At 61.6% G+C, this 12,641-nt stretch carries 10 protein-coding genes and 4 pseudogenes; 7 read left to right on the forward strand and 7 right to left on the reverse strand.

Going from position 1 to position 12,641, the window contains the following annotated elements:
* The 3 genes and pseudogenes from scpB (ACCO56_RS32845) to ACCO56_RS32855 form a co-directional block, all read right to left on the reverse strand.
* On the reverse strand, positions 1-669 hold a 669-nt coding region (gene scpB / locus ACCO56_RS32845; RefSeq protein WP_433645180.1), incomplete at its 3' end, for an SMC-Scp complex subunit ScpB.
* Positions 670-674: 5 nt separating this feature from the next.
* Positions 675-1,685: a DUF1403 family protein gene (locus tag ACCO56_RS32850; RefSeq protein ID WP_433645181.1), complete on the reverse strand. Its 1,011-nt coding sequence runs from the start codon at positions 1,683-1,685 to the stop codon at positions 675-677.
* A gap of 60 nt (positions 1,686-1,745) precedes the next feature.
* Positions 1,746-2,343 (reverse strand): annotated as a pseudogene (locus ACCO56_RS32855) (transposase); the annotation flags it as partial.
* A 2,183-nt stretch (positions 2,344-4,526) separates the two neighbouring features.
* Here ACCO56_RS32855 and repA point away from each other — a divergent pair.
* The 3 genes from repA (at position 4,527) to repC (ending at position 8,117) form a co-directional block, all read left to right on the forward strand.
* Positions 4,527-5,729 (forward strand): plasmid partitioning protein RepA, encoded by a 1,203-nt coding sequence (gene repA, locus ACCO56_RS32860; RefSeq protein WP_433645188.1) that lies wholly within the window; start codon positions 4,527-4,529, stop codon positions 5,727-5,729.
* 2 nt (positions 5,730-5,731) lie between these two features.
* The gene (gene repB / locus ACCO56_RS32865) at positions 5,732-6,742 is read left to right on the forward strand and encodes a plasmid partitioning protein RepB (protein WP_433645182.1); all 1,011 of its coding nucleotides are present in this window, start codon (positions 5,732-5,734) and stop codon (positions 6,740-6,742) included.
* A 166-nt stretch (positions 6,743-6,908) separates the two neighbouring features.
* Positions 6,909-8,117, forward strand: a complete 1,209-nt coding sequence (gene repC, locus ACCO56_RS32870; RefSeq protein ID WP_433645189.1) for a plasmid replication protein RepC — start codon at positions 6,909-6,911, stop codon at positions 8,115-8,117.
* Positions 8,118-8,164: 47 nt separating this feature from the next.
* Here the strand turns inward: repC and ACCO56_RS32875 are convergent.
* A pseudogene (locus ACCO56_RS32875) lies at positions 8,165-8,334 on the reverse strand (integrase); the annotation flags it as partial.
* Positions 8,335-8,348: 14 nt separating this feature from the next.
* On the opposite strand from ACCO56_RS32875, the pseudogene ACCO56_RS32880 reads away from it, so the two are divergent.
* Together ACCO56_RS32880 and ACCO56_RS32885 are read left to right on the forward strand one after the other, a co-directional pair.
* Positions 8,349-8,562 (forward strand): annotated as a pseudogene (locus ACCO56_RS32880) (antitoxin Xre/MbcA/ParS toxin-binding domain-containing protein).
* Positions 8,559-8,867, forward strand: a pseudogene (locus tag ACCO56_RS32885) (RES family NAD+ phosphorylase); the annotation flags it as partial. The pseudogenes ACCO56_RS32880 and ACCO56_RS32885, both read left to right, overlap by 4 nt.
* Before the next feature lie 108 nt (positions 8,868-8,975).
* Here ACCO56_RS32885 and ACCO56_RS32890 read toward each other — a convergent pair.
* The 3 genes from ACCO56_RS32890 to ACCO56_RS32900 are packed head-to-tail and all read right to left on the reverse strand — an operon-like array spanning position 8,976 to position 10,763.
* Positions 8,976-10,118, reverse strand: a complete 1,143-nt coding sequence (locus ACCO56_RS32890; protein WP_433645183.1) for a site-specific integrase — start codon at positions 10,116-10,118, stop codon at positions 8,976-8,978.
* A 1-nt stretch (position 10,119) separates the two neighbouring features.
* Positions 10,120-10,506: a type II toxin-antitoxin system VapC family toxin gene (locus ACCO56_RS32895; protein ID WP_433645184.1), complete on the reverse strand. Its 387-nt coding sequence runs from the start codon at positions 10,504-10,506 to the stop codon at positions 10,120-10,122.
* Positions 10,506-10,763 (reverse strand): type II toxin-antitoxin system VapB family antitoxin, encoded by a 258-nt coding sequence (locus tag ACCO56_RS32900; RefSeq protein ID WP_433645185.1) that lies wholly within the window; start codon positions 10,761-10,763, stop codon positions 10,506-10,508. The genes ACCO56_RS32895 and ACCO56_RS32900 overlap by 1 nt, the downstream gene beginning before the upstream one ends.
* Before the next feature lie 232 nt (positions 10,764-10,995).
* On the opposite strand from ACCO56_RS32900, the gene ACCO56_RS32905 reads away from it, so the two are divergent.
* A complete protein-coding gene (locus ACCO56_RS32905) occupies positions 10,996-11,952 on the forward strand; it encodes a DUF1403 family protein (protein ID WP_433645186.1) in 957 nt (318 codons plus the stop codon).
* Between the two features lie 5 nt (positions 11,953-11,957).
* On the forward strand, positions 11,958-12,641 hold a 684-nt coding region (scpB, locus tag ACCO56_RS32910), incomplete at its 3' end, for an SMC-Scp complex subunit ScpB (protein ID WP_433645187.1).

The raw sequence follows: 12,641 nt of genomic DNA on the forward strand, positions 1-12,641 counted from the left end.
CTCGCCACTATCTGAAAACCCCGGCATGATATCCCCGGCCAACAGCTTCTCCTTCGAAAGGAGGCCGGCATCTTCAAGCGCCTCGAAGTTGGGCAGCTCGCGCAGCGTGTCGAGGCCGAACTCAAGCAGGAACGCTTTGGTCGTGACATAGGTATAGGGTGCGCCCGGCGTCGGGCTGCGCGGACCGGACGCGATCAGCCCCGCGCTGCGGAGATGGCCGATCAGGTCGCGCGAAATCTCTTTCCCAAAAAACGACGACAATTCGGCGCGGGTGATCGGCTGGAAATAGGCGATGCACATCAGCACCAGCATGTCCGCCTGGGTGAGATCCGCCGCGCGCTCGGTTTCGCCGACAGCGGTGCGGATGGCGTCGGCATAGGCCGGGCGCGTCAGATGCTTCCAGCCGCCGGCCACCGCGACGAGGTCGTAAGGCCGGCCGCGCAGCTCCTCGCGAATGTCGTCGATCAAAAGGTCGATGCTGCAGGTCTTGCCGACGATGCGGGCCAGCACCTCGCGCGTGACCGGCTCGCTCGCCGCGAAGATGGTTGCCTCAACGCGATGCATCCATTCGCGCCAGCGCGCCTCCGGCGGCAGATGATCGAGCTCCCGGTCAAACAGATGGTCCCCTGGCCAACCCTTCGCTCGCCCGGTGCGCGTTCCCTCAACCATGGTCGTCACAGCCCGTAGATGCGGAACGTCGGGCGGCCCGAGAGTTCGCGCACGGCGCCAAGCTCGACCAGCCGATCGAACAGGCGGCGCAATCCGCGATCACTCATGCCGGCCGTTTTGTCCCCGCGCGACGCCATGAGCGCATCGTCGTCCAGCAAATGGCCGACGACCGTGTCCGCTCCCTTGGCTCTGAGCTTGGGGGCGACGGCGAGCAGCCGATCGGCGCGTCGCTTGAGTTCGGCCGACAGGTCGATGGCGCGCAATGCGGCGCCGGCCTGCATGGCAAGGAGGTTCTTCGTCCGGTCGGCCTCATCCTCGCCGCGCGTCGCGGCAATGTCATTTGCCGAGCGGCGAGCGCGATTGGGGCGCACGCCCAAGGCCCCCGCAGTGCCCAGCAGCGGCACCGCATACGTCCAGCCCAGCCGCTGCGCCAGCAGCGCATCGGCAAGCCAGAGTCCCACGACGCGCCCGAAGCTATGCCGCTCGGCGACCGCAAATACACCGGCGAGCATTCCGACCAAGCCTTCGCCGGCGGAAAGCTGCCGAAGATCGTCCGCCAGTTCGCTCGCCACCCCATCATCATGAGGGAGGCCAAATTCATCCAGCACGGCAGCAATGCTCGGCGCCGTCAGCAGGGTTTCCGCCGGCCGCCCAACCAGCCGGCGCCAAGCAAGGACAAAAGAACCGGCAGGGCCGACATCGTCGCCAGGGCGGGTGAGCAGCACGGCGTCGCGCAATGTGGCTTCATCCTCGATGCGACCCGCCTGCCGCGCCGTCACCGCGGCCGCGGCCAACGCCAGCCGCTGCCGCCAGACACCGGCCCATCGCGCCTGTCGGCGGATCACGTGATCGAGCGCGCCGAGCGCGGCCCCTGCGGCAATCGCGGCATCCTCAAGTGTTAGCGGCTGCTGCGCCGCCTGGCGCAGCCAAGACGGCACCGGCGTCGTGGGGGTGGACGGCTCGGGGCGGGCCGGCTCGACAACGCGCTGTCGGGATGGGTTCGGGCGCAGAATCATCGCCAGCAGGATGAATCATCGCGGCGCTTTTGGCAATTTCTTTTGGATCAAACCGCCGCGCCTGTCGAGGACAAATAACGACTGATAATGCCTTATCCGTTGTGGCGGCCTCGGCTGTACCGGATCGTCCAGGCCCGCTTCTTGGCCGCCCGGCGGTGATCGTGCCATTGGATGGCGCTGCCCAAGGCATCCGCCTGCTGCAACAACCGCACCATCACCCGCACGGCATCCCACAGCAAACTGCTGCCGCTTTCCACCCTCTCCTGCCGGCCGCTCGCCAGCAACTGTCTGTTGATCTGCTCCCGGCTGTCAGCCCGGGTTGCGCTGATTGGCCTTGTGCAGCACCGACTTCTTCGGGCTTCACCCCATGGTAACCGGGCAAATGCCCGGAACGAGGCGGAGTCCTCAAGATGGAACGCCAGCTCTTCATAGCTCAACTGGCGGCACTGCTTGAACAGCGCGCAGCGCAGCGCCGCCTTGGCCGGCAGGCCTTGCCGGCCGGTCTGTTTGAAACCGTGGCGGTGCAGATTCTCCGCAACTTGGCTCAGCACACCGCCATGTTGGTCCAGTCATTGCGACCTCGCGTTCATTTCGCACCGTTCTCGTGTTCGGCAAAACTAGCGAATATGCTGGCTTGGACGGTGCGTTCTTGGCGCATTGTCGGCTCCGGCTGTGGCAGGTTTCCCTTTACAATCAGTAGCTTGATCTAAGCTAAAGGGCACCTGAAGCTGCCGGGCCTTTCCCACAGAAAAAACTGGCCTTACTAGTAATTTCGAAAACTCGCCTGTATGGACGCGCACTAGTTAGGAACTCCTCCGCGTGGTGCAAAATTGCCTTGCGTTCACGGCCTGGTGGTCGCGGCAATGTGAGATCTGACCGGGCCGCCAGATCTTCGGAGCAAGCGATATTTTCCCTCCCTCCCCTCCCGATGATCGTGCAAGCGCAACTTTCTCCAACCGATGACGTTTGCCAGAATATTGTTAACCTTAACGGTCCGTTGAAGTGGCTTTCGTGCCGCCATCTTACGCCGGACTGGCCATTGCTCCTCTCTTCCGTTGACCGGGCGGCGGTTATCAGCGCCGCACTGAGGTAGCCGCATATGTCGTCGTTCGGCCACTGGTTCCATGGCGGAGTTCTCAGCTCTTCGCGCCACTGGGGCTATTTGCGCGGCGCTGAGTTTTACGAGAGGCCTTAATTGCTTAGTTGTACACGTACAACCAGGCAATCTGGCGCGGAGCCCCTCGCCTCCACGGGCCAAGCCTGTCGGTGACCCTGCATCGGTTCCGCTAATTGCCTGGATTGAGAGAGCCCGTTTGACGTCGCAATCTCCCGGCGCAAACAGCAGACTGACCGAGCGAGAAATTGCGATACTGGGTCGGCCTCCCAATGCTGCTGCTGCACCGTTATGGGTACGAGGGCGCCTCAGCCAGACAGCGTCAATGGTTGTACATGTACATCATTGCACCTCGATCTCAGGACCTCCCCGCCACAGTTTAATGAGCTCGAGCGTGGGTCAAATTCTTCCGGCCCTTACAAGCCGCGTACCGGCGGGTATTTTCACATTAACGCAGCCGGTCGGACATCTCTAACTGGTTGCGATGTTCGCCGCGGACCGCACGGCAAGCTAACCAATTCAATACGTTGCGTTGGCTACGGGAACCATCGAATGACCAGTGATGGAGGCGCACCTGGATTTAGGGCAATGGGGCGGCCGGTGAAAGGCATTCCATAGCAGAGAACGCCATTGCCGCCACTTCGGTCCATGGTCTTAGTCCGGTCCAGGATGCGCTTTCGTGAACCAGTCCGTACCACGAAATGTGGTGACAGGCAGGAGGCCATGCTGACATCCGCCAGCGACGATGCTGCGATCCCCACTAACTCGGAGGTTACGTTGTAAAGCAACCGAACGACCATGACGTACCAGCGCGCCTGACAGCAGAATTCATAGTGTCGGTCCGATTGCTGGCATGAGGCGGTGGCGCAAGCGCGGTATGTTCCATCGCGATAAGGGCGAGCACACTCGATCTATGAGGCTAGTTGTACATGTACAACCGGAACGATGGCTCCGCATGCCAAGGCAACGGAGTCAAATCGCGAGCTGCGGCTTCTTGCTCGGCTTGCTCAAGTGTTAAGGCCTTCCATCACCGGCAAGCGGTCCCATCGCCCAGTGGCGTCAGCGCCCGGCCAGCGCGTTAGAAGCAGGACGTTGTTTCCCGCCCTCGATCATCCGCGCAAGCATTCGTGCGTTCTGAGGCGACCTTTGCTCAATGAGATACGGCCCGGCACTTAGGCACAGGCCCCGCAGCAAAATTTCGCAACGGGGTTATCGGTCTGGCTGTCGCCATGGAAAGGGTGTCGCAAGCTTGGAAGTTTCAGAGTATCCGATGCGGCCGAACCTAAAAATGCTATGAGGCTGGTTGTACATGTGCAACCGTGTTGATGGCTGTGCTGCCCAAACCAGCAGCCAAAATCGCCAGCGGAGGCTTCCAATCAGACTTGCTTGAGCCTTACGACTTACCTGACCGTCAGGAGATTCCGTTGCCGAGTGCCATCAGCGGCCTGCCATCGCGCCGGTCTCAGCTGTTGTTACCCGCGCTCGCGTGCCCGATTAAACAGGGGATCCGTTGAGCTGAACTTCGGCCGATTGAATAGTGTCGGCGGAGCGGTTTGATCTTGGAAATACTAGTTTTGAGGAGGATCGCCGGAGATCCCTAGGACCGAATCTCTGTTAACCTGTTGTTAACCAAAAATCGTTTGGCGCTACACCAGAATCAGTCCATCTTCATCTGCGCATTTTTGGTGTTTGAAGTTCAAAATGCGCAGATCGAAGGAGACTCTATGTTGGAGCGGGCGAGCCTGGTTCGTGACGATGGCGCAAGCCTTCGTGAACTCATTGCAGCCGATGCCGAGGAGCTGTCAAGGCAGCTTCGTGCGCACCAGCTCCGAACTTTTCCGCCGACGGCGCAGAAGGGCATGCGCCTGTTCGCCCCCGGCGAAGCCGCGGACTTTATCGGCATTCATGAAGGATATCTTCGCCAGATCGTTTCCGAAGGCCACGGTCCCAAGCCCCAGCCAAACGGGCGTCGCATGTACTCGGTCGATGACATCGATCGAATCCGTCAAGTGCTCGACGAGGCGAATTCCAAGGGCCCGAGAAGATACGTTCGACATCGCAGGGCAGGGGAGAAGCTGCAGGTTATTTCCATTATGAATTTCAAAGGAGGGAGCGCCAAGACCACAACGGCAGCCCATCTTGCGCAATTCCTCTCGTTGCGTGGCTATCGCGTACTTGCAATCGATCTTGATCCGCAGGCCAGCCTGTCGGCCATGTTCGGGCATCAGCCTGAACTGGATGTGGAGCACAATGAGACGATCTACGGGGCGATCCGCTACGACCAGGAACGCCGCAGCATCTATGAAATCGTGCGGTCGACCTATACGCCCAATCTCCACCTCATCCCCGGCAACCTGGAACTCATGGAATTCGAACATGAGACACCGAAGGTGCTTGCCGACAGGCGATCGGACACGATGTTCTTTGCCCGGCTGGGCGAGTGTCTTGCCGAAATCGAGAACGCGTACGACGTGGTCGTGATCGATTGCCCGCCTCAGTTGGGTTTCTTGACGCTGTCGGCACTGTGCGCTGCGACCGCCGTGCTCATCACCGTGCATCCGCAGATGCTCGACGTGATGTCGATGTCCCAATTCCTGCACATGACGTCCGATTTGCTTTCGGTCGTCGAGAATGCGGGAGGCGACACCGAGTATGACTGGATGCGGTATCTCGTCACCCGGTACGAGCCGAATGATGGCCCGCAGAGCCAGATGGCCGGTTTCATGCGCTCGATCTTCGGAAATCGCGTTCTTGATAACGCCATGCTCAAGTCGACGGCCATATCGGATGCGGGCCTGACCAAGCAGACACTCTACGAAGTCGATCGAGGGCAGTTCACGCGAGGTACCTACGATCGCGCCCTCGAGAGTCTGACGCTTGTCAATGGGGAGATCGAGGAGCTGATCCGAACGACCTGGGGACGAAAATAACCATGGCTCGCAAGAATCTTTTCGAAGTCGCCAACCCGATCGACGACGATCCGGCCGTGGAGCAGGCCAAAAAGCCGCTCATGAGACCCTTGATGGGGCTGGACAGGCCGCTCAAGCCAACCGGCCCGGTGGGAGCGCTTTCCCAGTCGCTTGACGATATCAATGCGCGCACGCTTCGTGCCGAACAGATCGAAAGGAAGCTTGCCGAAGGTCAGGCGGTGGTCGAACTCGATCCCAGCCTCATTGATCAATCTATCGTAGTCGATCGGCTCGGTTTTGACGATCAGCAGCAGGCCGCGCTTGTCGAGCAAGTCCGAGAACACGGGCAGCAGGTACCGATCCTCGTACGTCCTCATCCCGAACAGCCTGGTCGCTACCAGGTCGCTTATGGGCATCGGCGGCTGGCCGCAGTGAGGCAAATCGGCGGCATGATCAAGGCCGTCATTCGCGATTTGACGGACGAGCAACTCGTCGTCAGCCAAGGCCAGGAAAACAACAGCCGTACCGACCTCTCCTATATCGAGCGGTGCTACTTCGCGACGAGACTAGAAGCAAAGGGCTTCTCCCGGGACGTCATCATGGCTTCGCTGGGGGTGGACAAGGCTGCATTGTCCAGGATGATCGCCTTGGTCGCGCGCCTGCCACCGGAGCTCATCGAGGCAATCGGAACGGCTGGCTCGTTCGGGCGACAGCGGTGGGCCGAGCTTGCGGACATGCTTGACGAGCGCGGCAAGCGGGCAAAGGCCCTGAAGGAGATCCAGGAGGACGGCTTCCTTTCCCGCAAAAGCGACGAGCGCTTTCAAGCGATCTACGATCTGATCAAGGCCAGCAGGGACAAACCGGAAGTGGCCGTCTGGACCGCGCGCAATGGCGCCCGCCTGGTTCGAATAACCGATACTGACCTGAAGACGACTTTCGCCTTCGACAAACGCATTGAACCGGAATTCGCAACCTTCATACGTGGGAGATTGCAGGATCTCTACGACGAGTTCCGAAAGCAAGAAACCAAGTAAAGGAGTATCCAGCCCGCAAAAGAAAAAGGCCCCCGAACGTCTCCGCGCGGAAGCCCTTCTCAATGCTGTGACAAGCTGAGAATCGCAAATCCGCGAATCGCTGTCAAGAGTCATGGCGCCGTTTGGGCGAGCAGATTTCTTTTGCCTAGGAATAGGTGAAAGGAAAATGGGGACACAAGTAACGACGACGCCCTTCGGGCGGCGGCCGATGTCGCTTGCCATGTTGACGGCACAGTATCGGTCACAGGAAATTCCAGAAGGGAGGGCGGTAGACAAATGGCAGGTCTACCGGAGCCTCTGTGAGGGTAGGAGCCTTATCGGCATTGGCGATCGCGCGCTGGCGGTGCTGAACGCGCTGTTGTCGTTTTATCCTGACAGTGATCTGAGCGAGGAAAACGGTCTCATCGTTTTTCCTTCCAATGCGCAGCTTTCTCTGAGGTCGCATGGCATGGCCGACGCAACGCTGCGCCGGCATCTGGCAGCTCTTGTCGAATGCGGCTTGATCACCCGGCGCGACAGTCCAAACGGAAAGCGCTACGCTCGTAAGGGCAGGGGAGGGGAGGTCGAAGACGCTTTCGGCTTCTCACTGGCGCCGCTGCTCGCGAGGGCCGATGAATTCGCGGCCGCGGCCGAACGGGTTCGGGCCGAGGACAGGGCGATCAGGCTCATGCGCGAACGCATCACGCTGCATCGAAGAGACATCCAGAAGCTCATCGAGGTTGGCCTTGAGGAGGGACTGCCTGGCGACTGGGGCAGCCTTTGGCGACGGTTTCGGGCGATTGTGGAGGCAATTCCGAGACGGGCAACTCTAGGGGCGCTCGAAGCGATTGTCGCTGATCTTGCAGCGCTTCACGAGGAGGTGGATATCTTGTTGGCAACGCACATGATTTTCTCGAATCCGAGCGCCAATGAGTCCCAAACTGAGCGGCAACAATCTAATTCAAACCCCGAATCTACTTTTGAACTTGAACCTGCTCCAGAAATGAGCGGGTCGGCCGTAGCGCCAAAACCGAGAAGCACCGAGACGCCCAAAACCTATCCGCTCGGGCTCGTGTTGAAAGCCTGCCCCGACATTGTCGACTACGCCGTCAACGGCATAGCCAGCTGGCGCGATCTGATGGCAACAGCCGCGCAGGTGAGGGCGTTCCTGGGTATCAGCCCCTCGGCTTACGCGGATGCGCTCGACGAGCTCGGGCAGGAGAATGCCGCGCTCGTGATTGCCTGCCTTCTGCAACGCGCGCACCATATCGGTTCGGCCGGCGGTTACCTGCGCGCCTTAACCGAAAAAGCCAGAGCCGGCCAATTCTCAGTCGGTCCGATGCTGATGGCGTTGCTCAAGGCTGAGAGCGGATCCGCTAGGGCGAGAACAGGATGACAATCCTGAAACACCGCCTCAGCTCGTCTCCCCCCGGAGCGTCGACGTCACACAAGGATCCGGGCAGCGCGTCCCAGCGACATTCCGGCGTCGTTGTAGCAGCGGGAGGCCTGCTGGACCGAGCGGTGCTGCGTTTGCTGCATGCCCTCGGGAAGGGGAATGCCACGGCGAGCAGTCTCGGTTGAAAGCCGGAACGCAAGCCGTGCGCCGAGAAATGGAGGCTTGGAATGCTTGCCTCACCGCGCTTGGCGGCTTGCCCGCGTCGGTCGGGTCTGGAGCCTGGCACTGGATGTCTGGCAGAGCGAAGCGGAGGCGCGCGATTTTCTGTTCCGGCCGCATGTGATGCTCGAGGACCGGCGACCGATCGACGTTGTCATCCAGAGCGAATTCGGGGCGGAGTTGGTCATAGAGATCCGGAAGCTTGAAGTACGGCAGCGTTGCGTGACGGCGCAGAGACTGGACCGCGCGCTCACCTGCTTTCGGATCGGCGATCCGGCGGGGACCTATCCGATCTTTGATGCCACGGGCTCGACTCTGGCGCCGGGACGGTGGAACACGGCCGGCAGTCCGTGTCATCTACGCCAGCGAACACTATTCGGCCGCGCTGCTCGAGAAGCTGGTCCACGGGTCCGGCCGCCTGCCGCCAAACCAGCACTATGTCGAGATCACCGTTCCGTGGGCCTCAGCTACGAGGTCTTCTCGCCGCCGACGCTGCCTGCTTGGGATTCGATGCCGGCGACAGTGAGTAAGGCATCCCCGGTGAGCTCAGACAGCATTATGGCCTTCATGACCATTCTGACCAAGTTGACTGTATGAAACGATCATACGGCTTCAACAGGGCAGGGGGTTTTCTGCCTCCTACAGCCCGGACGCCTTGGTGAGATTGACTCGAAACCGATCACGGCGCCGCTGATATTTGCGGGTCATCTCGGCACTGGCGTGACCTAGCTGTTTCTGCACGTAGCGTTCGTCGACCTCGGCCGAAGACGCCAGGCCGGCGCGCAGCGAATGGCCTGCAAACAGCTTTCCGCGATCGCCTTCCGGCAGATCGCCACGTATCCCCGCGGCCAGCGCGGTTCGCTTGACAAGGCGGGCGACCTCCTGGTCGTTGAGCCGATCAGCGCCGACCGCCTTGCCCTGACCTGTGACACGGCGGAAGAGGGGACCATGCGCGATGCGCGCGAGCCTGAGCCAGGTTTCCAACGCCACGACCGGACAGGTAGTGTCGGATGAGCCGCGGCCGACCTCGACCTCGCGCCAGCCGGTCTTGCCGCGCAAGCGCACCAACATGCCTTTCTCGAGGATCTCCACCCAGCCGCGCCCGTCCTCGGTCTGGTCACGGCCGCAGTCCAGGCCGACGACCTCGGAGCGACGCAGACCGCCGGCGAAGCCGATGAGCAGCATGGCGCGGCCGCGCAGGCCGCGTAAGGTGCCGCGGTCGAGCGTTTCCAGCATGGCGATGAGATCCTCGGGCAGCACCGCCTCCTTTTGCCGGGGCGGTGCGGCGTGGGTGTTGCGGACGCCGGCCATGACAGTCGCGATATGGCGATCCTTGCGGTCGAGGGACTGGCCGCGCTGCGCATAGTTCCAAGTCAGCGAGGAGAGGCGTCGCTCGATCGTCGACACGGAGTTCGGCTTCTTGTCGCCAGTCGCCGTGCCGGAGACGCAGGCAGTGATGTAGAGCCCGACGACCTGGGGATCGGGCGGAAACATCTCGATGCCGTTCCGGCGACACCAACTCGCAAATTGCTTCCAGTCCGACGCATAGGCGCGGCGGGTGTTGGCCGAACTCGCCGCCTCGACGTAAACGCGCGCCTTGTCGGCTAGCGCCTCGAGGTGTCCGGGCAGCCGTTCCTGATCCTGCATGGGGGCAGGCAGGGCAGGGGAGGGGGGCTTTTCAGGCTCCTCGGTATGCCTTGCCATCGCCATCACCACATCAATGATGTCGGGGAGATCCTCGTTTCCAGGAACTGCCGATGATTTCTGAGCGCCGTCAGCCATCCTATGCCGCCTCGACGTCCGTCTGGGCAAAGCCTTTGCCGATAAACAGCAGCGGTTCGTCTGCACGTTTTGCCAAAGCGTAGGAAAAACAATCGGCAAAATTCAAGCCGGCCGGATGACGGCCCTTGCCGTAGGTCAACCAAGCGTCTGTCGCCAGATCCACCAGGTCGGAATCGACAGGAATGATGTCAGCCTCGATTTTGCGGAGCCAGAGGTCGATTTCGGCCAACGCATGCTCACCGCGCCTGCTGACCAGCACCATGCGCGCCTCGAGCACACAGGTCGCGGGGACCAGACGGATTGCATCGGAGACAAGCGCTTCTTCGAGCTTTGCCGCCTTAGGTTCATTCTGAAGGATCGCGACGATGGCTGAGGTGTCGATAACCATCAGTTCGCAATGCCATTTTCGTCGTAGCCGATGATCTCTTCGTCAGTGCGATTATCCAGTTCAGGCAATCGCGCCACCCTCTCTCGGATCGCACGCAATTCTCCGAGCAGGCGCTCCTGGGGGCTGCCCCCGAAGCCCATGCGATGCAGCTGCTCAGTCAAAGCCTGGTGAATGGCTGCGGTCTTGCTGATCCCTTGGCGGCGCGCAAGTTCGTCGGCAAGAGCGACGGTGGCCGGGTTTTTGATGTTTAGGGACACGAGACGCTCCGAAATTCTACCTTTTATGCAATTTCTACCCGATCTTTTGCTGCCCGTCAAATACGAACGATAAGGCAACGTTATCGTTCGTTATGGCTTATCGACGGGTGCGGCGGTTTTCTGCGTTCTGACTTGCAGAAAGCGCCGCCGTGTTTCATCCTTTCTCGCGATGATTCTTCGTCCCAAATCCGCTCCGCGCTACCATTCCTCGGTCTGCGCCGCCGCTGCGGCCATGCCGATTGCGACCGTGCCAAGCTGGCTTCGCCGTGCCGTCCCCGATGGCCAAGGCCTGGCGGGCAAAGACGTTGACGACGTGGCGCTCGTTGCCGGCGCCGCCATCGGCGCACTTGACGCCGTGGTCCGCCGACAGGAGCGATGGGCCGGAGCCTGGCGCCAGCGTTTGGCGCTTTCGGCGGCCGCGGTAACAGCAAGGCAGGGTGGTCGCATCGAGGATGAAGCGGCCCTGCGCGATGCCGTGCTGCTGACGCGACCGGGCGACGATGTCGGCCCTGCCGGACGCATGTTTTTGGCCTGGCGCAGGCTGGCCATCACACCTGTGGAGAAGCTGCTGACCGCGGTGAGCGTCGGCGCGGTGCTGGAGGATCTCGGTCTTGCGCATGACGACGAGAGCGTGGGCGACCTGACGGACGATCTTTCTCAGCTAGCCGCCAGTGGCGGGACGACGGGAATGATGACCGGCGCCATCGCGATCGTAGACCGCCGCGGCTTTGGGCGCGCCCTTGGAGCCTGGCTCGCCGACGCCCTGCTAGCGCAGCGGCTGGGTTGGGCCAATGCAGTGCCGCTGCTGGGCACCGAGGCGGCCTTGGGTTCTCGTCCAGGTCGTGCGCGCGGTTCGGCAATGGCTCCTCCACCTGCGCGCATCGAACTGGAGACTGACGGCGCGAAAGGCCTGGTTGCCGCGCAGGCGCGAGCCGCGCTGCGCGCCATCGATCTGTCGAGCGAGCTGGAACGCCGGGCGGATCGGCTGCTCGCCGTCGCGCCAAAGCTCAGGGCCAAGGGATCGGATGCCGTCGTCGAAAGGCTGTTGTCCGGCGACGCAATCGTTGCTTCTGAAAAGATCGCCGGCATGAGCGATCGTGGCCTGCGCCGCCTGTTCGACCGGTTGGTCGAGTTCGGCGCCGTGCGCGAACTGACCGGCCGCCCCACCTTCCGCATCTACGGACTGTGACCCCAATGGCCGAGGCGAGAGACGCGCGAAGAGGGAAGGGGCGATCAAACGATCATCGTTCAAATGACCATTTGTTCGATCGCGAGCTGGATCACCTGCCGCCTGACCTGCGCTGGCGCGAATGGATGGGCCGGGTCGAGGCAGTGATCTTCGCGGCGAGCGAAGCAGTCCCGCGCGAGACGCTGGCGCGCGTCGTCGGCAAAAGCTGCAACATCGACCTGATTGTCGACGACATCCGCGAGGAACTACGCGGCCGGCCTTACGAGCTGGTGTCGGTCGCCGGCGGCTGGCAGCATCGGACGAAAACGGCCTTTGCCGAAGTCATCCGCGCGGCGACGGGCCAGATCGAGACAGAGCGATCGCTGTCGCAGCTAGAAGCGCTGGTCCTGATGTGCATCGCGTATTTCCAGCCGATCACCCGCGGCGAGCTGTCCAGCTTCTTCGGGGCAGAGGTTTCACGCGATCTGATCGGCGTGCTGCGGTCGATGGAGTTCATCGCCTCCGGCTCGCGCAGCCCGCAGCCGGGAGCGCCTTATACCTATGTCACCACAAAGACATTCCTGTCTCACTTCAGCCTCGACACGCTGCGCGACCTGCCGGACTTTCAGGCGCTTGAGGACGCCGGGCTACTCAGCAAGGAGAAGCTGTTGGCCGGGGATATCATGCCGGGGTTTTCAGATAGTGGCGAA

Origin of the sequence: Mesorhizobium sp. 1B3 (assembly GCF_050958605.1) — a bacterium.
GTDB lineage: Bacteria > Pseudomonadota > Alphaproteobacteria > Rhizobiales > Rhizobiaceae.